The following is a 21,042-nucleotide window of genomic DNA, read 5'->3' as shown; positions in this document are numbered from 1 at the left end:
GTGAGAGTCGGGAACCGCATAGTTAGCAGATTCCAGAAACAACAAGAAATGTACCATATGAATCCGTACTTTTCAAGATGATTCCTAATCCATTTTATGAATTTGCGTGAAATCCAGTTCGACTGGGGTTTCACGGCCAAAAATGTCCAGTAGCACCCGGACTTTTTGCTTGTCAGGCTGAATTTCAATGATTTCTCCCGAACGGCCGGAAAACGGACCGTCATTGACCTGAACCATGTCACGGAGAGCGAAATCCACTTTGATCTTCGGCGCTTCAATCCCCATGTGGCGAAGAATTCCATCCGCTTCCTGAGGCAGTAGGGCTGTCGGCTTAGAGCCGGCTCCTGTGGACCCGACAAAGCCAGTAACCCCAGGGGTGTTGCGTACGACATACCACGAATCGTCCGTCATCACCATTTCAACAAGGACGTAACCTGGGAACACCTTTTTTGTAACGGTGCGCTTCTTGCCGTCTTTCGTCTCTACCTCTTCCTCGGTAGGAACGAGCACGCGGAAGATCTTGTCCTCCATGCCCATCGATTCGACGCGCTTTTCCAGATTTGTTTTCACCTTGTTTTCATACCCAGAGTAAGTATGAACGACATACCACGCTTTTTCCATATCCACAAGGACGTTAATCCGTCCGTCCCTCCCAGGTTTTGAATGATTACTTAGCCATGATCAGATCAATGATGGCCGAAAGCCCCAGATCAATCAGGAAGAAAAAGATCGCCAGCAAAGCCACCGTTACAAGCACGACAATTGTATAGGTTGCCAGCTCTTTGCGATTGGGCCAGCGGACTTTTTTCAATTCGGATACGACATCACCGAAAAAAGTACCTGTACGACGGAAACTAGCTCCTATTCTAGCTAGGAAACCCACAGCGCCACCCCCCGGACTCGGTTGTCTCCATCATTACTTCGTCTCGCGATGGAGTGTATGTTTGTTGTCACGGGAGCAGAATTTTTTCAGCTCAATGCGCTCCGGATTGGTGCGCTTGTTCTTCGTTGAGATGTAATTGCGCTCACCGCATTCGGTGCAAGCCAACGTCACGTTTACTCGCATGATTGCCACCTCCGTCTCGTCTCATACCTGTGCCAAATTCTAAACTTTACATAACATCACGGAAAAAACCGCTACTTTTTTTCCTGAAGTCAACTTAAAGAAGTAACCATAGAATATCTCCATGGCTACCTAAACAAATTTATCACACGATATAGTCCGTGTCAACAAAACACCTTGACAAGAGGGCGGACAATTGTTCCATCAGATGAAAATACATGAAACACTGCCATTGAAGCCCTTTCGAAGACGGCGCTATATCCTGTAAAAAGAAAAGGGAGACCGTTCACAGATTGATCTCCCTTCCTTCCAGATAACGCTCCAGTTTCCTTTTGACGCGCTGTAGCGCATTGTCGATCGATTTTACATGACGCTTTAAATCTACAGCGATCTGTTGATAGGATCTCCCATCGAGGTAGAGCATCAGCACTTGCCGCTCGAGGTCGCTGAGAATTTCGCTGATTTTGCCTTCTATATCATCAAACTCTTCTCGGTTGATAAACAATTCTTCCGGATCGGTTACCTTGGTACCGCAGATAACGTCCAGCAAGGTACGATCAGAATCTTCATCGTATATGGGCTTGTCCAAAGATACGTAAGAGTTTAGCGGGATGTGTTTCTGGCGGGTCGCCGTCTTAATCGCTGTAATGATCTGACGGGTGATGCACAGTTCGGCAAAGGCTTTGAAAGAGGTAAGCTTGTCCCCACGGAAGTCGCGAATGGATTTGTAGAGCCCGATCATACCTTCTTGGACAATATCTTCCCGATCAGCACCGATCAAAAAGTACGAACGAGCTTTGGCGCGCACAAAATTTCTATACTTGTTAATCAAATATTCTAAAGCATCGGCATCGTTGTCACGTACGAGGTCCACCAATTCTTCATCGGACATCAGGTCAAACTGGGTATGTTTTAATTCCTTGAGGTCAACACTCACCATCATCCCTCCGACATCTGTCCATTCGATACCGTCATTATACATGATTCCATAAAAAAGCGTCAACTAAGGTAACATTATTCCCTTCGCCATTTTTCGAATATTTTTGCCATTTCTTCACTCAGGGGAATCCCTGATCGAAACGTATTATCCCGTGATTCTTTTACCTTTTCCTCGATTTCTTTACCTGTACTTTCTATATCCAGCAGCAGTTCCCTGGCTGATTTCCGCAGGGCACCCTGGCCAAAAATGACCCGCTGCGAAGTGTAATCGGAAGTAGCTACATAAATTTGTCGATTTTTTTCGTAATGTTCATAGACCAGCTTCTCGATTTTTTCATCGGCCGTCTCTTTTTCTTTGGTAAAGTAAATCTCGATCTGGTACTGTTTCTGCTTGCGGCCAATCCCAGGGACCTTGTACGCATCAAAGACGACGATCACCTTGACCCCGGAGAAACTCTGGTACTCGGCCAGTTTGGAGATAAGCAGGTCGCGCGCTTCGTCCATGCGTTCCTGATCTTTCAGCACGCGCAAATCGGGCCAGGCTCCGATGATGTTGTAGCCGTCCACGAGGAGCAGCTGTTTGCTTTTTTTTCTTGCCATGTTACTTCACCCGGGCACGAAGCGGACTCCTTGCGCGGTATACCTCGTACATCAACAACGCCGCCGCGACAGAAGCATTGAGCGAAGTCACCTGTCCTGCCATCGGCAGGCGATAGAGGAAATCGCAGTGCTCGCGAACCAGGCGGCTCATCCCCTTTCCTTCACTGCCGATGACGAGTGCGAGCGGTATCGCATAATCACCTTGGCGAAAATCCTGATCCCCCCGGGCGTCAGTACCGGCGATCCAAACCCCTTGTTCTTTGAGTTCTTCCATCGTCCTGACGATGTTCGTCACGCGTGCGACCGGAATGTATTCGATCGCCCCGGCGGACGCTTTGGCAACGGTCGCCGTCAGGCCCACAGACCGGCGCTTGGGGATGATGACTCCGTGTACTCCGGCGGCATCTGCCGTCCGCAAAATAGAGCCGAGGTTGTGGGGGTCCTCCAATTCGTCCAGGATCAACAGGAAGGGAGCCTCCTGCCTCTTGGCAGCACGGGCCAATATATCGTCAACTTCGACGTACTCGTAAGCGGCAACGGAAGCGATGACTCCCTGGTGGTTGTCCGTACCGGCCAGCTGGTCAAGCTTTTTGCGATTCGCTGTGGTGACCACAACCCCCTGTTCCTTGGCAAGGGAAAAGACCGGTCCCATCAAATTTTTGTTTACACCTTCCGCTATCCATATTTTATTAATCGTCCGCCCGGAGCGGAGCGCTTCTATCACCGGATTTTTGCCGGCAATCCACTCTTCATTCATGTCCGCCGTCCCCTTCCACTATCGCAAATGCTTGTTCAACCAGCTCCGCCAATCGCTCTTCTTGTGCGTCCAAGTAGAGATAACCAATCAATGCTTCGAAAGCTGTTGCATGCCGATAGTCGATAATATCTGCGTTTTTGGCAACAGATCCCGACTTGGCGTTGCGCCCCCGCTTGACGATCGCCTGTTCGGCTTCCGTCAAGCTCGGCATGAGCGTCAAAAGCACGTGTGCCTGCGCTCTTGCCGACACGTATCGCTTCGCCTCCGTGTGCAGCTCATGCGGTTTTACCAGTCCGCGGGCAATCAAGTGATAGCGAACGCAGTGGGAGTAGGTGGCATCCCCCAAAAACGCCAGCACCAGCGGGTTCGTCTGCTTGGGGTCGCGGGTTAGCCGTTCTTTTTGCACGTATGCTGCCTCCTCATTTGCGCCGCCAGCGAATCCCTTGCGGAGTGTCTTCCAGGATGATTCCTTGATTCGCCAACAGGTCGCGGATTTCGTCGGCCCGCTGAAAATTGCGCTGTTTCCGCGCTTCCGTCCGTTCGGCGATCAACGCTTCTATCTGATCACCCGGCAGTTCTTCCGTTTCTTCGAGCACAAGCCCCAGCACCCCGGCAAACTCCTCAAACAACCCCGTGTAGGCCTGAAGCTGCCGAGCCCCTACATTCGTATTCCGCATGTACAAGTTCGCCTCTTTGGCCAATTCGTACAGCACAGTAATCCCGTTTGCCGTATTGATATCATCGTCCATTTCCCGAATGAACGCGGTGCGCAGTCTGGCGATGACAGCCGCCTGCTCTTCAGCGACAGCCGCTGCTTCCTCGGGGCGGGCTGTGGCCATCCGGTGCTGCAGATTGGCGTACGCCGTTTTAATCCTCTCCAGCCCAGCTTTGGCCTGCTCCAACATTTCGTCGCTGAAGTTGATCGGACTGCGGTAGTGCCCGCTTAGCATGAAAAAGCGGATGAGCTGTCCGCTGTACTTCTCCAGGATATCGCGCAGCAGCAGGAAGTTGCCGAGTGATTTGGACATCTTCTCATTATTGATGTTGAGCATCGCGTTGTGCAGCCAGTAATGGGCAAACACCTGATCGGTCAGGCACTCCGACTGGGCAATCTCATTTTCGTGATGCGGAAAAATCAGATCGGATCCGCCGGCGTGGATGTCGATCGACGGGCCCAAGAATTTTAAAACCATGGCCGAACATTCAATATGCCAGCCCGGCCGCCCCTCGCCCCACGGACTCTCCCAGGCGATCTCCCCGGGTTTTGCCGCTTTCCACAGAGCGAAATCAAGCGGGTTCTCCTTCTTTTCATTTACTTCGATACGAGCTCCTGCCTGCAAGTCATCAAGCGGCTGGTGGGACAGCTTGCCGTATTCCGTAAACCGGCCAGTGCGAAAATAGACATCGCCCGCACTTTCGTAGGCATACCCTTTTTCCACTAATCCCTCAACAAATTGGATGATGTCCGGGATTGTCTGCATCACGCGAGGTTGAATATCCGGCGGCAGGATATTCAGCGACTGCAGGTCTTCATTAAAGGCATTGGCGTAGCGGTCAGCCACTTCCGGAACAGTCACGCCTTCTTCATTGGCCACCCGAATCAGCTTATCGTCCACGTCTGTCAGATTTTGCACATACGTCACCTGATATCCTCGATACTGCAAGTAACGGCGAAGGGTATCGAAGACGATGGACGGACGCGCATTGCCAATGTGGATGTAGTTATAGACAGTAGGTCCGCATACGTACATTTTTACTTTGCCCGGCTCGAGCGGAACAAACTCTTCTTTCTTTCGAGTCAGCGTATTATATAGTTGAATGCTCATTTTTACGTGCAGCCTCCTTAAGCTCCTTCACTTCTTGCTTCAGCTCGTCGATTTGCCGCTGCAGCTGTCTGCACAAATCGGATACCGGGTCCGGCAGGTTGGCATGGTCCAAATCGTTCGCTACCCGCTTGCCATCCTGTATGACGATTTTGCCTGGAATCCCCACCACCGTCGAATTAGGCGGAACTTCCTGCAGGACAACGGAACCAGCCCCGATTTTCGAATTGTCTCCGATCGTAAACGAACCGAGGACCTTGGCTCCCGATGCGATGATTACGTTATTGCCTACCGTAGGGTGCCGCTTACCTTTTTCTTTTCCGGTACCGCCGAGCGTTACCCCCTGATAAATCGTGACATTATCTCCGATTTCACAGGTTTCTCCAATCACCACGCCGGCGCCGTGGTCAATGAACAGGCGTCTGCCAATCCGTGCTCCCGGATGAATCTCAATCCCGGTCAAAAAACGGGTAAATTGCGAAACCATCCGTGCCGTTGTATACCATCTGGCATTCCATAATTTGTGGGAAATGCGGTATCCCCACAGCGCGTGCAAGCCAGAGTAGGTCAGAACCACTTCCAGCGTGCTGCGTGCGGCCGGATCCCGCTCAAACACCGCTTCAATATCGTCTTTGAGATACTTCCACATCAGTGATCCCTCCTGCCTGCTCATGACAAATCGCAAAACAAAAACCGCCCCATAGCCGGATCAACTCGGCTCAGAGACGGTTCGTACCGCGGTTCCACTCTGCTTAGGACTGCCCGCTCTCCGACCTTAAGTCATGGAAAAGCCGCGGCAAGCCCTCGCTTTTTTCCCGTTAACGGAGGATACCGTTTTCCCCCTACTGCCTGAGGGTTGCCCAACAGGGTTCAAGGAACGGCTCACGGGTGCATTTCCAAACGGTTGCGCCGGGCAGCTCCCACCTGTTCTGCCCTCTCTGTGGACGATCACCATTTGTACTTCTCCCGATCAACGCCTTTGCGCTTATTGCTGTTTTCTATGACAAGACACGCGCCAAACGGTTCAACACCTGTTCCCGGCCGATCAAATACAAGGTTTTGTCAAGATCGCGGCCGTGCTCCTGACCGGTGACAGCCACCCGCACCGGCATGAACAGCGCTTTGCCTTTATGCCCGGTCTCTTTCTGTACATTCTTCAAGGATGCCTTGATGCTTTCCACATTGTATTCGGGGGCTTCCTCAAGGTGCCGTTTAAAGGCAGCAAGGACTTCCGGTACCTGCGGCTCGCGCAAAATACCCTTTGCCTCCTCATCATAAACGACCTCATCGAGAAAGAAAAGAGCTGCCAACGGAACAATTTGCGCACAATACGACATCTGCTCCTGATACAAAGCGACAATCTCCCGCACTCTTTCGTATTCTTCCCGACTAGGGTCATTCTCAATAAAACCGGCCTTCTGCAAATGCGGCAAGCACAGCTCCACAATGAAATCCAAAGGCTGTTCCTTGAGATAGTGGTTGTTCATCCAATTCATCTTGGCTGCATCGAAGACAGCCGGAGACTTGCTGACGCGTTCCAGGGAAAAGAGCTTGATCAAATCTTCCTTGGAGAAGATCTCTTCTTCCCCGGCATCTCCGCCCGGAGACCAGCCCAACAGGACCAGGAAATTGACGATCGCTTCCGCCAAGAATCCCAGGTCGCGGTACTGTTCGATAAATTGAATGATGCTCTCGTCGCGTTTGCTCATTTTTTTGCCATCCTGATTTAAAATCAGGGCCAGGTGGGCAAACTGCGGCGGTTCCCATCCGAAGGCTTCGTAAATCATCAGTTGCCGCGGAGTGTTGGACAGGTGTTCCTCCCCGCGGATGACGTGACTGATCTTCATCAGATAGTCATCGATGACGACGGCAAAGTTATAGGTAGGGATGCCGTCGGGACGACAGATGACGAAGTCGCCCATGCCGTTTGATTCAAAGCGTACTTCGCCGCGAATCAAATCGTTGACGACGTACTCCCGGTCATCCGGAACGAGAAAGTGAACGGAAGGCACGCGTCCTTCTTGTTCATACACGGCTTTTTGCTCGGGAGTGACATGGCGATGCTTTTCTGCGATTCGCGGAGTCTCCCCGCGGGCAAGCTGCTCTTCGCGTTCGGCATCCAGCTCTTCCTTCGTCGCCCAGCAGTAGTAGGCTTTGCCTTCTGCGAGCAGTTGGTCAATGTACCTGCGGTAGATGTCCAAACGGTCCATCTGACGGTACGGAGCGTACGGGCCGCCGATGTCGACGCCTTCATCCCACTCAACGCCGAGCCATTTCAAATTCTCCATCTGCTTTTCCGCTGCATTCTCTACATTACGGGTTTGGTCTGTATCTTCAATCCGCACGATAAACTTTCCGCCGAGGCGGCGTGCGAGCAAATAGTTAAACAGAGCAGTACGGGCCCCGCCTATATGGAGATGTCCTGTAGGGCTGGGAGCATAACGTAACCGGATCTCGTTTGACATGATGCACCATCCTTATTTCATCTGACAATAAAAATCATACTACCACGTTCACGCCTTGACAAGCAAACAAACAGCCTGGGCAGCAATTCCCTCTCCCCGGCCGGTAAAACCCAGCTGCTCGGTCGTCGTCGCCTTAATGTTGACCTGCGATGTCTCCGCTTCCAGGGCTTCGGCCACGCACTTTTGGATGCTCGGAATATACGGGGCCATTTTTGGCGCCTGGGCGATAATCGTCGCGTCTAAATTGCCGAGGACGTAGCCCTGCTGCTTGACCCGCTGCCAGACCTGAAGCAGCAGCTCCCGGCTATCAGCGTCTTTAAAGGCAGGATCCGTATCAGGAAAATGGCGCCCGATATCTCCCTCGCCGATCGCTCCGAGCAGCGCATCGGAGATGGCATGCAGCAGCACATCTGCATCCGAATGGCCAAGCAGCCCTTTTTCATAAGGAATGGTCACCCCGCCGATAATGCACGGACGGCCTTCAACCAGCTGATGTACGTCGAATCCTTGTCCAATTCTCATCACTTTCTACTCCCGCTCCCTTCTTCTCCGCAGTATCTCTTCACCAAACCAGAGGTCATCCGGAGTGGTTATCTTGATATTTTCATAACTTCCAGGAATGACAGATACCTTGTAGCCCAGCCACTCTACCAGCATCGCGTCATCCGTTCCCTGCTTCCCCGCCTGGTACGCTTCGATGTGGGCTTTTAACAGCAGGGAAACACGAAAAGCTTGTGGGGTTTGAACCGCCCACAAGCTCTCACGTGCCGGCGTTGCCTCAACGATTCCCGTAGGGTTTACAATCTTGATCGTATCCTTGACCGGGACCGCCATAATCACTGCATCCTCTGTCCGCACCTTGGAAATGGTTGCACTGATCTGTTCCTGTGTAACGAAAGGCCTCGCAGCATCGTGTACCAAAACATATGATATCTTTTCAGAGAGCAAAGCCAGACCGGACCTGACGCTGTCCTGACGCTCTGCGCCGCCGATGGCCAATTTTACCTGATAAGATTCGTGCTTCAACCAGGCTTTTACTTCCGACATATCCGACTCGTGTACGACGAGTACGATTTCTCCAATTTCCGGGTGGGTTGCAAACCGCTCTACGGTATGAGCCAAGATTGACTTGCCTCCCAGCGGCAGCCACAATTTGTTGCGGCCCGCACCCATGCGTTTCCCGGTACCAGCCGCTACGATAACCACGCCCGTATCCACGCAAATCCTCTCCACATCTCATCTTTAAAGGTATCGGAAACGTCGCAATACGCTTACAGCGCCTTTTCCAGCAGCTTCGGTTTGGCAAATATCATCCTGCCCGCCGAAGTCTGCAGCACGCTCGTCACCAGCACATCGACTTCCGATCCGATGTACTCCCTTCCGCCTTCTACGACAATCATCGTGCCGTCATCCAGGTACGCTACGCCTTGTCCGTATTCCTTCCCGTCTTTAATGACCTGCACGTGCAATTCCTCACCAGGCAGCACGACCGGCTTCACGGCATTCGCCAGATCATTGATGTTGAGTACGGGGACGCCTTGCAGCTCACATACTTTATTGAGGTTGAAGTCGTTGGTGACTACTTTTCCGTTTAATACCTTCGCGAGCTTAATCAGCTTACTATCTACTTCGCTAATTTCCTCAAAATCCCCTTCATAAATCTGAACTTTGACTTTTAACTCTTTTTGAATTTTGTTCAAGATGTCCAGACCGCGCCGGCCGCGATTCCGCTTCAGCACGTCCGACGAATCGGCGATATGCTGCAGCTCTTCCAGAACGAATCCCGGAATGACCAAGGCTCCTTCAATAAATCCTGTGCGGCAGATGTCAGCGATCCTTCCGTCAATAATCACGCTGGTATCGAGAATTTTATGTTCGACGTTGGCAGCGACGCTCGTATCTTTTTTCGCCTTTTCTTTTCTACCGATCGAAAACACGGACATAATCTCTTCCTTTTTGCGGAAGCCTACCTGAAATCCCAGGTAGCCGAGCAGTCCGGAAACAATCAAGGGCAGGAACGGGATAGGAATGCTATTGATGGGCAGGAATAATAAAAAGGCTACAATAAGTCCAATGATCAATCCCATCGCTCCGAACATGACATCTGTAATCGGAAGCTTAACGAGCATTTCCTCTCCCCAACGCACGGTGTTGACGACGTACTCAACCAACCAATTGCTCAAAAAGTAGAAGACGACTAGCCCGATTACGATCCCGATATAAGGTGTCACCCCGGCCGGCGGCATCCCGATTTTGAGCAGTGAATTCAACAGATGGAAGAGTCCCGGACCGAATTGGTACCCCAACAAACCACCAACAACAAGAAATAGTATTTTTACAGCACGCTTTAACATGGGTTCACCTCCTTTTATTAATATAGACAGAAGAACTCAAGAAAAACCCTGTCATGTAAGAAAGTGTCAGATTAGTTTTCATTAATCTTATCCCTCACTATATCAGAAAAATTTTTCTGGTGTCAAATAGGCTAAAAATTTTACCACAGACTCAGAATCACAGTCAATATAAACCGCTCTGCAATCTCTTTTTCCTCATTTGACAGCCTACAGCGAAGATCATTATAATGAGCAGTAAAAGGAGATCAAAAATTCTGACGACGGCCCTATCTTAATTCAGAGGTGATACATGTTGGGCGAAAACATTCTTGGCGAATTTCAAGAACAAGTTTCTCAGTTGCTCATCCGACACCGCAGCGTACTGGACGTACTTTCCAAAACCCAAGAGTCCACAGCTCGTATCAATCGAGCGCTGACCAAAGCGATAACCGAATGTGGCTGCGTTCAAATAACGGCGAAAAAGCAACCTTACGATACGAGCAAGAGCCTGGAGGAAAACCGCGAGCACTTGGATACCCATTTTTCCGGCCACTTATGTGAGCACTGCCGGGATGTTTTGACGGAAGAACTGGGAAAAAATCTGTTTTACCTGACGGCGCTATGCAACATCGCGGAGATCAAATTTGCCGACGTATTAAAAAGCGAAGGAGAGCGGCTGAATACCCTGGGCGTATTTAATCTCTCCTGAGGATGATCAGCAGAACCAATTCCTCCCGTCCCTAAGTATTACGTGCAAGTCGCCCCGAAAGTTGCAAAAAGCCCCGGTTGAATCATTTCAACAGGGGCTTTTTTTAGTCAAACGGCAACGGTTCCTCTTCGGATACCTCTTTCTTCCGCGTTTTTTTCAAGGAAAGGTCAACGTTTTTTTTTATCCCGTAAAGAGCGTACAGCGCAAGCGGCAAAAATACGATTTTCGGGAATTCACTCGGGTACCTGATCGCGACGCCGACGACAACAATGACGATCAGTGGCGTAATCCAATAAGCCGCTTTCGGGATACCCACTTTTTTGAAGTTAGGATACTTGATGTTGGAAACCATCAAAAACGCCAACAGCAGCATGCCGAGCAGCAGGACCACTGGCGAGAACCACTTGTGGTACAAGGCTAGTGTCGCCAATACGCCGCCTGCTGCGGTAATTGGCAAACCGATAAAGTACCCGGGTACTCCTGCCTGTACATTAAAACGGGCAAGGCGCAGCGCTCCGCAAATTGGAAAAGAAGCTGTTACCAGTATACCCAGCCAGTTCATATCCTGCAGGGAGACGACGTACATGATAAAAGCAGGCGCGACGCCAAAGGTTATGACATCGGACAGCGAATCCAATTCTTTGCCGAATTCGCTTTGCGCATTCAGCATTCTCGCTACACGCCCGTCCAACCCGTCTAGAAGCATCCCTATAATAACGGTAATTGCCGCATAATCGACATAGTGGTCTCCCTGAAATGCAAATATGATTGCAATAACTCCCAGAAATAAATTCCCAACAGTCAACATGCTCGGAAAAGCCTTCACGAACATTGGACTACCTCCTGAATAAGTGGTTAAAACTTGAACAGCTAACGCGAGGGTGTTTCATTGCTGACAGTGGATAATATTCTATACTATTGTACTCTAAATGTGCCTGTCAATGAACACCTGCTCCTGGATCCGCTTTAGTCCATCTTTAATGGCTCGCGCGCGAACCTCTCCCACGCCGTCTGCTTCGTCCAGTTCCTCGATTGTTGCCATCATAATACGTGGCAGATTGTGAAAATGGTCCACTAGGTTTACCACGATACCGGAAGGCAAGCGCGGGATTTTGCTTAAGATCCGATAACCGCGCGGGGAGACCAGCTCCTCCAGCGGATTTGTGTTCGCTGAATAACCAAGAAGTTGGATCAGGGATGTCGAATCGCGAAGTTCCTCCGACGGCATTTTTTTCATTTCGGCAAGTACCCGATACCCGTCAACCTGTAAGTCCCGGCTGTAATCCCGGATCAGCAGATAGGCCTCCTCCTCGATGTTGGCCACCAATTCGACAAGCTGCATGCTGATCAATCGTCCTTCTACGCCGAGCTCGTTGATGTACTTGATGATTTCTTCCTTTACCCTGAGCACCATTTCGATGCGCTGCATCACGGCAACGACCTCGGACAAAGTCACCAATTCCTCAAATTCGAGCGCCCCCAGATTCGTCAGGGATTGATCCAAGACCGATTTGTACTTCTCTAACGTCTGAACGGCTTGGTTCGCTTTTGTCAGTATGACGCCGATATCCTTTAAGGCGTAGCGAAAATTGCCGCGGTACAGCGTGATAATATTGCGCCGCTGCGAAATGGCGATGACCAGATGATTGGTCTGTTTCGCTACTCGTTCAGCCGTGCGGTGCCTCGTTCCCGTCTCCATCGACGGGATCTGTTGACTGGGGAGCAGCTGGGTGTTGGCGTACAAAATCCGCCGAACGTCTTCACTTAGTATAATCGCCCCATCCATCTTTGCTAATTCGTATAAATGGGCTGGTGTAAACTCACAATTAATGGAAAAACCGCCGTCAATCATATTTTTCATTTCTTGGCCGAAACCAATGACGATCAAAGCACCAGTTTTTGCCCGAAGGACGTTTTCCAAACCTTCCCGGAGCGGCGAACCGGGGGCAACAAGTCGCAAAACATTGCTAACTTGGAGCTCTTTCTTAGATGTATCCTGCATGATTTACCCCCTTAACACCTCGTGCAGCGCCTCTTCCACGTTACGTATGCCGACAACTTCGATATCCTGCAGCGGTTCAATGCCGCGCATGTTTTTCTCCGGGACGATCACCCGTTTAAAACCCAGCTTTTGTGCCTCGCGAATTCGTTGATCGATCCGGGAGACTGCTCTCACTTCACCAGTCAGCCCCACCTCGCCGATGACAACATCAAACGGCCTGGCGGGAACGTCGCGAAAGCTGCTGGCGAGACTTACGACAATGGCCAGGTCGACGGCAGGCTCGTCAAGCCTGACACCGCCGGCGACATTGACATAGGCGTCCTGATTTTGCAGCATCAGTCCCACCCGTTTTTCCAGCACGGCCATCAGCATGGAGACCCGCTGGTGATCGACGCCGGTAGCCATCCGCCGGGCCGTGACAAAACTGGTGGGCGAAACCAGCGCTTGCAGCTCGACCAATACGGGCCGGGTCCCTTCCATACTGGCAACGACAGTAGAACCGGATACGCCGACAGGGCGCTCTGCCAAGAAAATTTCTGAGGGGTTGGTCACCTCTTCCAATCCCCGATCTTTCATTTCAAAAATACCCATTTCATTGGTGGAGCCAAACCGATTCTTGACAGCCCGCAGAATCCGGTACGTATTGTGCCGCTCACCTTCAAAGTAGAGTACCGCATCTACCATGTGTTCAAGCATTCGCGGTCCGGCGATGGCCCCTTCCTTCGTCACGTGGCCGACGATAAAGGTTGCAATCCCCTTCCCTTTGGCAATTCTCATCAGATGGGCTGTGGTCTCGCGCACCTGGGCCACACTGCCCGCCGCCGAGGTGACAGCGGGATGAAACACGGTTTGAATCGAATCGACGACCATCACGGAAGGGTCCACCGCGTTGATCTGTTCTTCTATCTGTTCGAGGTCTGTTTCGGCAACGACGTACAATTGATCGCTCTTTACGCTTAGGCGGTCGGCCCGCAGCTTGATCTGCTTGGCTGATTCCTCGCCGGAGATATACAGCACCTTTTGGCCTTGAGCCGCAAGCGTACATGACGTTTGGAGCAGCAGGGTCGATTTGCCGATCCCGGGATCGCCTCCGACCAGCACCAGTGAACCGGGGACCAGGCCTCCTCCGAGCACGCGGTTCAATTCACCGATCGTCGTATCGAACCGCGGCTCTTCCGCTCCGACTACCTCAGCGAGAGGCTGGGCCATTTGCTTGGAAAACACGCTTTTGCTGCGGTTTCCGGCGGAGGTTTTTACGGCGATCTCCTCGACCAGGGTATTCCACTGCTGACAACCCGGACATTTTCCCAACCACTTGGGGCTTTCATAGCCACATTCTTGACATGCGTATTTCGATTTATACTTTGACATAGGTATACTCCTGTTATTACGATTTCATTCTACCTAAGATTCGTCTATTTTTTCCGTTCTCCTTCTCTGGCAAGGGACACAAAAAGAAAAATCCCCGGCCATCCGGGGATGAGAACAATCAAATTGTACTGGGTTCCAGGCGGTTTACGGCCAGTTTGCCGTCTTCCGCGTCGATACTGACTGTATCTCCTTTTTTAATCGTTCCTTTCAGCAGCTCCTCCGACAGGCGATCTTCAATGTTGCGCTGAATCGCCCTGCGGAGCGGACGGGCTCCATATGCCGGATCAAAGCCTTCTTTCGCCAGCACTTTTTTCGCTTCATCCGTCAATTTGAAGTGAATATCCTGCTCCTTTAGGCGCTTGCGAAGCTCTTCGGTCATCAAGGATACGATTTGCTCGATGTGCTCTTGCTCCAAGGAGTGGAATACGATCACTTCGTCGATACGGTTGAGAAATTCCGGACGGAAGGTGCGTTTCAGCTCATCCATGACTTTATCCTTCATGTCCTGGTACTTCTTCTCCGCTTCTCCTGTGGTAAATCCAAGTGAAGTATTCTTCTTAATCATATTGGCCCCGACGTTAGAGGTCATAATGACCACGGTGTTGCGAAAATCTACCGTGCGCCCCTTGGAATCGGTCAGCCGCCCGTCATCCAAGACCTGCAGCAAGATGTTAAATACATCCGGGTGGGCTTTCTCAATCTCGTCAAGCAGGATGACAGAGTAGGGTTTGCGGCGAACCTTTTCCGTCAATTGGCCTCCCTCGTCGTATCCGACGTACCCTGGAGGTGCTCCTACCAAACGGGAGGTCGAGTGTTTTTCCATGTACTCGGACATGTCGACCCGAATCATCGCGTCCTCGTCTCCGAACAGGGCTTCTGCCACAGCTCTGGCCAGCTCCGTTTTTCCTACCCCGGTCGGTCCGAGGAAGATAAACGAGCCGATCGGCCGCTTCGGATCCTTTAGCCCGGCACGGGCGCGGCGGATCGCTCTGGAGATCGATTTGACCGCTTCTTCTTGGCCGATGACGCGATCGTGAAGAATTTCTTCCATCTTCAACAGGCGCTCGGTCTCTTCTTCTTTCAGTTTTACTACCGGGATGCCGGTCCAGTTCGCTACAACATGGGCGATGTCTTCCGGCGTCACTTCCATGTTCAGCTTGCCCTGCCGTTCTTTCCAGTCCTTTTTGGTCGTCTCCAGCTCATCCCGCAGTTTTTGTTCCTTGTCCCGCAGCGAAGCCGCTTCTTCGAACTCCTGGGACTGCACAGCGGCATCTTTCTCTTTGCGAACCTCCTCTAGGTGGGCCTCCAGCTCCTTGAGGTTAGGCGGAACGGTAAACGACTGCAGGCGTACCTTGGAGGCGGCTTCGTCGATCAGGTCGATCGCTTTGTCGGGCAGGAAGCGATCGGTGATGTATCGATCAGACAGGCGGACCGCTTGTTCGATCGCCTCGTCGGTGATTTTTACGCGGTGATGGGCTTCATAGCGATCCCGCAGGCCGTGCAGGATTTTGATGGCATCCTCAACCGTCGGCTGGTCGACTTGAATCGGTTGGAAACGGCGCTCCAACGCGGCGTCCTTCTCGATATACTTGCGGTATTCGTCGAGTGTTGTCGCCCCGACGCACTGCAGTTCGCCCCTGGCCAGCGCCGGCTTGAGGATATTGGAAGCGTCGATCGCTCCCTCGGCGCCACCGGCACCAATCAACGTATGAAGCTCGTCGATAAACAGGATGATGTTCCCTGCCTGACGAATTTCGTCCATGATTTTCTTCAACCGATCTTCAAATTCGCCGCGGTACTTGGTTCCTGCCACGACGGTTCCCATATCCAGCGTCATGACGCGTTTGTCGCGAAGCGTTTCGGGAATCTCGTTGTTGACGATTTTTTGCGCCAATCCTTCTGCGATCGCTGTTTTCCCGACACCCGGTTCCCCGATCAGCACCGGGTTGTTCTTGGTGCGGCGGCTGAGCACTTGGATGACGCGCTCAATTTCTTTCTGACGGCCGATGACCGGATCCAAGCCTCCTTCACGGGCAATAGCAGTCAGATCGCGGGCCAGGCTGTCGAGCGTCGGCGTGTTTGCCGCTGGACTGCTGCCGGAGGTCTGATGGGAAGACATCATCTCCGAGCTGCCCAGAAGCTGCAGTACTTGTTGGCGAGCTTTGTTTAGACTGACGCCGAGGTTGTTCATGATGCGGGCAGCGATCCCTTCGCCCTCCCGGATCAGCCCCAGCAAGATATGTTCCGTTCCGACGTAGGTATGTCCCAGCTTGCGGGCCTCATCCATGGACAGCTCGATGACTTTTTTCGCTCTGGGGGTGTAGTTTGGCGTATAGTTGGCGGTGCCGGCTGCAGGCTGCTCAGAACCGCGGCCGATCAAGGATTCTACCTCATTTTGGATCTTATCCAGTCCGAGTCCAAGCGACTGAAGCGCTTTGGCGGCAATCCCGTCGCCTTCGCGGATCAGGCCGAGCAGCACGTGTTCTGTCCCGATATCCTTATGGCCTAAGCGAACTGCCTCCTCCAGAGCAAGTGCCAATACCTTTTGTGCACGTTCTGTAAAACGACCAAACATCATATCTGTTGCACCTCCAAAATCTTTTTTAAGATCGTTGATCGACAGATAATCGTTCCCTGATCAGCCGAGCTCTGCGCTCATCGCGCTGTTCCGGCGTCAGCTTCTGACCTGCATGCTGCTGCAGGAAACCCGGCTGCGTCATAACCAGCAGCTCATTCAATGCGAACGCTGATACGTTTTTGATGATACCCAGATCAATGCCCAAGCGAACGTCGGAAAGCCGTTGGGCAGCTTCTTTTGATTCCACTGTACGGGCGTAAAGCAGGATGCCGTACGAACGGCAGATCCTGTCTTCCAGGGCAGTACGGGAGTTTTCCTGGAGATAACGGCGGGCTGCCCGCTCCTGTTCAATGATCTGTTTCGCCACGCTGTACAGGTTTGACAGGATGTCATTTTCCGACATGCCCAACGTTACCTGATTGGACAACTGGAACAGGTTCCCCAATGCTTCACTGCCTTCTCCGTAGAGCCCGCGGACGACCAAACCAACCTGGTTAATCGCCTGCAGGATCCGGCTGATTTGTTGCGTCATCACCAATGCCGGCAGGTGAAGCATGATGGAAGCCCGAATCCCTGTTCCTACGTTGGTAGGGCAGCTGGTTAAGTACCCGCGTTTCTCGTCAAACGCGTAATTGACGTGCTTTTCGAAGATATCGTCGATGCGGCTTCCCGCCTCCCAGGCTTCTGTCAACTGGAAGCCGGGCAAAAACACCTGGATCCGAATATGGTCTTCTTCGTTGACCATGATGCTGACAGACTGGTCGCTGCTCAAGAGGACTGCGCCTTTGCGAGACTCCTCGGCCAGGTTGGGGCTGATCAGGTGTTTCTCCACCAGTACCCGTTTTTCCAAGGCATTCAGTTGATCCATCCTGATCATTTCCAGCGGGGTGATCTTCTTCATCGCATCAGTCCGGCACACCTCCGATACTTTGCGGACCACCTCTTCCGCCTGGGTGTCAGTAGCGAGCAAAGGGAAGGGGTGATGCTGCAAGTTTCGCGCAATGCGCAGGCGGGTACTGATCACGATGTCAGAGTCAGGGCCGACGCCTTTCATCCAATTGCTCCAAGGATGCTCAATAAACTGCTGCAAGGACATGGGCTGCCTCACCTCCTTTCGTCACGACTGAGCGATTCTTTGCTCCAAAGCGCGAATTCGGTCGCGAATTTCCGCAGCCTTTTCAAACTCCTCAGTGGAGACGTGCTTTTGCAATGCTGTCTTGAGCTGTTCCAGTTCTTTGCGAAGCTTGATCTGGCCGCCCGTCCGCTCCGGAACTTTGCCTATGTGATTGGTATTCCCGTGTATTCTTCTGAACAGCGGGTCGAGCCGCTCGCCGAAATACTGATAGCAGTCACTGCAGCCGAAGCGCCCGCTTTTGCTGAACTGGGCGTAAGTAAGACCGCAGGTTTCGCAGCGAAGCTGTTTTGCCTGTGCCGTCGTCTGGGCGGAAGACGAACTCTGTCCGTTTCCTTTTCCCATCGGATCGAAGTTAAGCAATCCGGACAGCAGGTTGTGAATGCTGAAGTTGTTAAAACCGGAGATGACGTCACCTTTTTCCTTGGCACAATGTTCACAAATATGGTATTCCGTTTTTTCACCGTTGATAATCTTTGTCAGATGCAAGGTTGCCGGACGCTTGCCACACTCTTCGCAATTCATTCCTTTCACCTACCTTATCAAGATGACTGCAATCATGTGCTTCAAAATATTGGCCCGCAATTGATCGCGAAGCTCCAGCTCCACGCCAAGCACGGAACGGGATGTAGCCGTCTTCATCAGCAGCGCTTCCCGAGAGTTGATGATCCCTTCTTCCAACAGCCGGTCTATAATGGAGTACCCTACCGACTGCGAGATGCTGTTTCCGATCAGTTCCTCCGTCAGCAGCTCCTGCAGTTTTGCCCTATTGACGATTTGCCCTTTGCGTATGCGAATGAATCCGCCTCCACCTCGTTTACTTTCTACAATATATCCCTTTTCAATCGTAAAACGCGTATTGATGACATAATTGATCTGTGAAGGCACGCATTGAAACAAATCGGCAAGCTCGCTACGCTGGATCTCAATCGACCCCGTTGGACTTTCCTGCAGTATCCGCTTGAGATGTTGTTCAATCACGTCCGAAATGTTACGCAAGGTGCTGCCTCCTCATTCAACTTATTTCAATCTTCGGTCAACCCGACCTTTCTTGTTTGCCATATAGAAAGTGTTTACACCATATTGACTTTGACTATATTTGACTTTAATTATAATACGTTTTTTTTCACCTGACAATACCTTATCTCCCCTCTATTGTTTACGAATTATCGGCTTTTGAAACAACAAAACCATCCCATATTAATGGAATGGTCCTTTGGTCTACACGCGGTGAAAAAATGGGATATGGTTACCGATTTGACCAAATTCGCGAACGATAACGTCTGCTCCGTCTAATTCCCCGTGTTTGGCGAATCCAAAATCACAGCCGATCGTAAACAGGCGGTTGGCCTTTCCTGCCTCAACGTCAGAACGGCGGTCCCCTACCATCACGGCTTCCTGGATTGAATAGTCCTGCAGCAGTTTAGCTACAAGGTCCTTTTTAGACGCGGTCTTGAACCTGCCAGCCGAGTAGAGATCGGTAAACAGGTGCTTTATTTGAAAATGCTCACAGATCGACTCTACGTAATGTTCCAGTCCATTGCTCGTGACAAACAGGGCTATCTCCTGGTCATAAAACGCCTGCAAAAGCTCTGTGACTCCAGGGTACAGTTCTGTAGCACCGGCTCTCAGCAGCTCAACTTCGTAATGCAGCATTAATTCGTCAGCGAGAGTCTTTACTTCATCACTCGCCCCGGGCAGCAGTGTATCCCACAACTGCTCAAGTGTCATCCCCAAAACATTGGTCAATTGACTTTCTTCAGGCGTTTCATCCGACCAGAGATTCCGCTCGCGAAGTTCGTCGAATGTTCGCCTAAAAGCCGGAACAGCCAGCTTCTCCGTCTGCAGTAATGTTCCATCCATATCAAAAAAAATGGCGTGCCTTATGGTCATCGACTATCTTCCTTTCAGTTCCATATCCCTAGCGATAAATCGTGCGATCTGCTTTGCAGCATCCGGTTTTGCCACGGTCAGAGCCATCCGCTTCATATAATCAATCTTGGTCGGATTTTGCAGCAACTCTTCGATAAAGTATATCAGTTGTTCAATCATATTGGCGTGAACAGCACACCCGTTGTTCAGCAGAAAATGGCTGTTTCGCTCTTCCTGTCCGGGCAGGGGGTTGTAGATGATCATCGGAACCTGTTTGCTGAGGACCTCCGCAGTGGTTAACCCTCCCGATTTGGTAATGATCAAATCCGTTACCTCGAGGTACTCGTGAAAGTTGTCGACGTAACCCAGCGGAACGACATCGTGTCTGAAGCTGCTGTTCATCACCTTGCGATACAGCTTTTGATTGAGCCCTGTCAGCACGAATACTTTTAGCGGCTGCTCAATCTGATCCAAGCCGCGCAAAACTTTGTCCATTGGCCCAAGGCCCAGGCCGCCCCCCGAGAGAATGATGGTTTTTTGGTCAGGAAACAGGGAGAACTTCTCCATCAAGTCCTTTTTGTTTATAGGGAGGCTAAATTTTTTCATGATCGGAATCCCCATCGGCTTAAACTTCTGGTAGTCGTGACGATAAACATCGACGAGGTAGTAAAGCTGTTCATGGGCAATAAAGTAGTAATTAATATGATGGTTAATCCACGAGGGGTGGATCGTGTAATCTGTAATAATCGTGTAGATGGGCATTGTCCATTCATTGCGGCCCTTGAGCACCGACAACATGCAGCTGGCGAACGGATGGGTTGCTATGAACGCGTCCGGATTGGCACTGTTGATCAGTTTTTTTAGATTATTAGCCAACAACTTGTTCATAATGACATTCATGTCAAAAAAGCGGGTCTTCTCTGTGTTGTGGTATATCCTTCCCCACATTTTAGGGGATATTTTTAACAAATTCGTATAGCTCTCCAAGAGGATCTTGTGAAAAGTAGGACTGATGTATTCCAGTGTGTCGATAATCATTGTTGCGCATCCTATTTCCGCCAAGCTTTCCTGCATTGCCCTGGCAGCTTGGTTGTGGCCGTTGCCAATCGAGGCGGAAAAAATCAAGACCTTCTTCATTTCTGTCTCCTCACTACTTTTTCATGAAAATCCATTTTCACTCCCCCCTTCATGTTAGTCTACGTTACAAAAAGCCGCAAGTATCATCCTGATTATTTTACACTACTCATAAAAACTGCCCGATTTCGGGCATTGGTCATCATGTAAAAAAGGAGAGCGATCCTTAAGTCTTAAACAGACCTTCTGGATAACTCTCCTGCTTTTTCGTTTTCGGATGATTATTCCTTCAAAACCGGATACGCAATCAAGCAAAGGGAAATG

23 protein-coding genes and 1 other annotated feature are annotated in these 21,042 nt (G+C 51.1%); of the genes, 1 reads left to right on the top strand and 22 read right to left on the bottom strand.

All coding sequences use genetic code 11. The features are described 5' to 3' along the window. Positions 1-84: 84 nt before the first annotated feature. From nusG to ACI7RC_RS20405, 13 genes are all read right to left on the bottom strand, one after another. Entirely contained in the window at positions 85-621 is a 537-nt protein-coding gene (nusG, locus tag ACI7RC_RS20465; RefSeq protein ID WP_408110099.1) for a transcription termination/antitermination protein NusG, read from the bottom strand. 46 nt (positions 622-667) lie between these two features. Further along, the gene (gene secE, locus ACI7RC_RS20460; RefSeq protein WP_408110055.1) at positions 668-883 is read right to left on the bottom strand and encodes a preprotein translocase subunit SecE; all 216 of its coding nucleotides are present in this window, start codon (positions 881-883) and stop codon (positions 668-670) included. A 33-nt stretch (positions 884-916) separates the two neighbouring features. After that, positions 917-1,066, bottom strand: coding sequence for a 50S ribosomal protein L33 (rpmG, locus tag ACI7RC_RS20455; protein WP_408110054.1), 150 nt, complete (start codon positions 1,064-1,066; stop codon positions 917-919). A gap of 283 nt (positions 1,067-1,349) precedes the next feature. Continuing rightward, positions 1,350-2,000, bottom strand: coding sequence for an RNA polymerase sporulation sigma factor SigH (gene sigH / locus ACI7RC_RS20450; protein ID WP_026074628.1), 651 nt, complete (start codon positions 1,998-2,000; stop codon positions 1,350-1,352). Between the two features lie 77 nt (positions 2,001-2,077). Then, positions 2,078-2,602, bottom strand: a complete 525-nt coding sequence (locus ACI7RC_RS20445; protein ID WP_408110053.1) for an NYN domain-containing protein — start codon at positions 2,600-2,602, stop codon at positions 2,078-2,080. Between the two features lies 1 nt (position 2,603). After that, positions 2,604-3,359, bottom strand: coding sequence for a 23S rRNA (guanosine(2251)-2'-O)-methyltransferase RlmB (gene rlmB, locus ACI7RC_RS20440; RefSeq protein WP_408110052.1), 756 nt, complete (start codon positions 3,357-3,359; stop codon positions 2,604-2,606). Beyond that, entirely contained in the window at positions 3,352-3,765 is a 414-nt protein-coding gene (locus tag ACI7RC_RS20435; RefSeq protein ID WP_408110051.1) for a Mini-ribonuclease 3, read from the bottom strand. The genes rlmB and ACI7RC_RS20435 overlap by 8 nt, the downstream gene beginning before the upstream one ends. Positions 3,766-3,778: 13 nt before the next feature. Then, on the bottom strand, positions 3,779-5,185 hold the full coding sequence (gene cysS, locus ACI7RC_RS20430; protein ID WP_408110050.1) for a cysteine--tRNA ligase: 1,407 nt from the start codon (positions 5,183-5,185) through the stop codon (positions 3,779-3,781). Continuing rightward, positions 5,166-5,831, bottom strand: coding sequence for a serine O-acetyltransferase (gene cysE / locus ACI7RC_RS20425; protein ID WP_408110049.1), 666 nt, complete (start codon positions 5,829-5,831; stop codon positions 5,166-5,168). The genes cysS and cysE overlap by 20 nt, the downstream gene beginning before the upstream one ends. A gap of 69 nt (positions 5,832-5,900) precedes the next feature. Next, positions 5,901-6,165: a binding site (T-box leader), on the bottom strand. Between the two features lie 15 nt (positions 6,166-6,180). Further along, complete coding sequence (gene gltX / locus ACI7RC_RS20420; protein WP_408110048.1) at positions 6,181-7,647, bottom strand: glutamate--tRNA ligase; 1,467 nt, start codon at positions 7,645-7,647, stop codon at positions 6,181-6,183. Between the two features lie 48 nt (positions 7,648-7,695). Next, positions 7,696-8,169, bottom strand: a complete 474-nt coding sequence (ispF, locus tag ACI7RC_RS20415) for a 2-C-methyl-D-erythritol 2,4-cyclodiphosphate synthase (protein ID WP_408110047.1) — start codon at positions 8,167-8,169, stop codon at positions 7,696-7,698. Between the two features lie 6 nt (positions 8,170-8,175). Next, positions 8,176-8,865: a 2-C-methyl-D-erythritol 4-phosphate cytidylyltransferase gene (gene ispD, locus ACI7RC_RS20410; protein WP_408110046.1), complete on the bottom strand. Its 690-nt coding sequence runs from the start codon at positions 8,863-8,865 to the stop codon at positions 8,176-8,178. Between the two features lie 53 nt (positions 8,866-8,918). Next, complete coding sequence (locus ACI7RC_RS20405; RefSeq protein WP_408110045.1) at positions 8,919-10,001, bottom strand: PIN/TRAM domain-containing protein; 1,083 nt, start codon at positions 9,999-10,001, stop codon at positions 8,919-8,921. A gap of 292 nt (positions 10,002-10,293) precedes the next feature. Between ACI7RC_RS20405 and ACI7RC_RS20400 the strand changes: the two genes are divergently transcribed. Further along, positions 10,294-10,689 (top strand): DUF1573 domain-containing protein, encoded by a 396-nt coding sequence (locus ACI7RC_RS20400; RefSeq protein WP_408110044.1) that lies wholly within the window; start codon positions 10,294-10,296, stop codon positions 10,687-10,689. 103 nt (positions 10,690-10,792) lie between these two features. On the opposite strand, the gene pssA is transcribed toward ACI7RC_RS20400, so the two are convergent. From pssA to ACI7RC_RS20355, 9 genes are all read right to left on the bottom strand, one after another. Beyond that, a complete protein-coding gene (gene pssA / locus ACI7RC_RS20395; RefSeq protein WP_408110043.1) occupies positions 10,793-11,521 on the bottom strand; it encodes a CDP-diacylglycerol--serine O-phosphatidyltransferase in 729 nt (242 codons plus the stop codon). A gap of 93 nt (positions 11,522-11,614) precedes the next feature. Then, positions 11,615-12,691 carry a DNA integrity scanning diadenylate cyclase DisA gene (disA, locus tag ACI7RC_RS20390; RefSeq protein WP_408110042.1) on the bottom strand — a complete coding sequence of 359 codons (1,077 nt, stop codon included), beginning with the start codon at positions 12,689-12,691 and terminating at the stop codon, positions 11,615-11,617. 3 nt (positions 12,692-12,694) lie between these two features. Next, positions 12,695-14,062 (bottom strand): DNA repair protein RadA, encoded by a 1,368-nt coding sequence (gene radA, locus ACI7RC_RS20385; RefSeq protein ID WP_408110041.1) that lies wholly within the window; start codon positions 14,060-14,062, stop codon positions 12,695-12,697. Positions 14,063-14,180: 118 nt separating this feature from the next. Next, positions 14,181-16,640, bottom strand: coding sequence for an ATP-dependent Clp protease ATP-binding subunit (locus ACI7RC_RS20380; RefSeq protein WP_408110040.1), 2,460 nt, complete (start codon positions 16,638-16,640; stop codon positions 14,181-14,183). A gap of 25 nt (positions 16,641-16,665) precedes the next feature. Further along, positions 16,666-17,736 carry a protein-arginine kinase McsB gene (mcsB, locus tag ACI7RC_RS20375; protein WP_408110039.1) on the bottom strand — a complete coding sequence of 357 codons (1,071 nt, stop codon included), beginning with the start codon at positions 17,734-17,736 and terminating at the stop codon, positions 16,666-16,668. Positions 17,737-17,757: 21 nt separating this feature from the next. Continuing rightward, positions 17,758-18,297: a protein-arginine kinase activator protein McsA gene (mcsA, locus tag ACI7RC_RS20370; protein ID WP_408110038.1), complete on the bottom strand. Its 540-nt coding sequence runs from the start codon at positions 18,295-18,297 to the stop codon at positions 17,758-17,760. Between the two features lie 9 nt (positions 18,298-18,306). After that, positions 18,307-18,771, bottom strand: a complete 465-nt coding sequence (locus ACI7RC_RS20365; protein ID WP_408110037.1) for a CtsR family transcriptional regulator — start codon at positions 18,769-18,771, stop codon at positions 18,307-18,309. A gap of 222 nt (positions 18,772-18,993) precedes the next feature. Further along, positions 18,994-19,665, bottom strand: a complete 672-nt coding sequence (locus ACI7RC_RS20360; protein ID WP_408110036.1) for an HAD hydrolase-like protein — start codon at positions 19,663-19,665, stop codon at positions 18,994-18,996. Positions 19,666-19,668: 3 nt separating this feature from the next. Then, positions 19,669-20,781, bottom strand: a complete 1,113-nt coding sequence (locus ACI7RC_RS20355) for an MGDG synthase family glycosyltransferase (RefSeq protein ID WP_408110035.1) — start codon at positions 20,779-20,781, stop codon at positions 19,669-19,671. Between the last annotated feature and the right edge of the window lie 261 nt (positions 20,782-21,042).

The sequence above is a fragment of the Brevibacillus sp. B_LB10_24 genome, from assembly GCF_046036945.1.
GTDB lineage: Bacteria > Bacillota > Bacilli > Brevibacillales > Brevibacillaceae > Brevibacillus_C.
The sequence above is the reverse complement of the archived record's forward strand: the minus strand, read 5'-3'. Positions and strand labels throughout refer to the sequence as shown.

Excerpts from the sequence above, each read along its gene's own strand:
- nusG (WP_408110099.1), bottom strand. The coding sequence starts at position 621 with ATGGAAAAAGCGTGGTATGTCGTTCATACTTACTCTGGGTATGAAAAC.
- rpmG (WP_408110054.1), bottom strand. The coding sequence starts at position 1,066 with ATGCGAGTAAACGTGACGTTGGCTTGCACCGAATGCGGTGAGCGCAAT.
- ACI7RC_RS20445 (WP_408110053.1), bottom strand. The coding sequence starts at position 2,602 with ATGGCAAGAAAAAAAAGCAAACAGCTGCTCCTCGTGGACGGCTACAAC.
- rlmB (WP_408110052.1), bottom strand. The coding sequence starts at position 3,359 with ATGAATGAAGAGTGGATTGCCGGCAAAAATCCGGTGATAGAAGCGCTC.
- cysS (WP_408110050.1), bottom strand. The coding sequence starts at position 5,185 with ATGAGCATTCAACTATATAATACGCTGACTCGAAAGAAAGAAGAGTTT.
- cysE (WP_408110049.1), bottom strand. The coding sequence starts at position 5,831 with ATGTGGAAGTATCTCAAAGACGATATTGAAGCGGTGTTTGAGCGGGAT.
- gltX (WP_408110048.1), bottom strand. The coding sequence starts at position 7,647 with ATGTCAAACGAGATCCGGTTACGTTATGCTCCCAGCCCTACAGGACAT.
- ispF (WP_408110047.1), bottom strand. The coding sequence starts at position 8,169 with ATGAGAATTGGACAAGGATTCGACGTACATCAGCTGGTTGAAGGCCGT.
- ACI7RC_RS20405 (WP_408110045.1), bottom strand. The coding sequence starts at position 10,001 with ATGTTAAAGCGTGCTGTAAAAATACTATTTCTTGTTGTTGGTGGTTTG.
- pssA (WP_408110043.1), bottom strand. The coding sequence starts at position 11,521 with ATGTTCGTGAAGGCTTTTCCGAGCATGTTGACTGTTGGGAATTTATTT.
- disA (WP_408110042.1), bottom strand. The coding sequence starts at position 12,691 with ATGCAGGATACATCTAAGAAAGAGCTCCAAGTTAGCAATGTTTTGCGA.
- radA (WP_408110041.1), bottom strand. The coding sequence starts at position 14,062 with ATGTCAAAGTATAAATCGAAATACGCATGTCAAGAATGTGGCTATGAA.
- ACI7RC_RS20380 (WP_408110040.1), bottom strand. The coding sequence starts at position 16,640 with ATGATGTTTGGTCGTTTTACAGAACGTGCACAAAAGGTATTGGCACTT.
- mcsB (WP_408110039.1), bottom strand. The coding sequence starts at position 17,736 with ATGTCCTTGCAGCAGTTTATTGAGCATCCTTGGAGCAATTGGATGAAA.
- mcsA (WP_408110038.1), bottom strand. The coding sequence starts at position 18,297 with ATGAATTGCGAAGAGTGTGGCAAGCGTCCGGCAACCTTGCATCTGACA.
- ACI7RC_RS20360 (WP_408110036.1), bottom strand. The coding sequence starts at position 19,665 with ATGACCATAAGGCACGCCATTTTTTTTGATATGGATGGAACATTACTG.
- ACI7RC_RS20355 (WP_408110035.1), bottom strand. The coding sequence starts at position 20,781 with ATGAAGAAGGTCTTGATTTTTTCCGCCTCGATTGGCAACGGCCACAAC.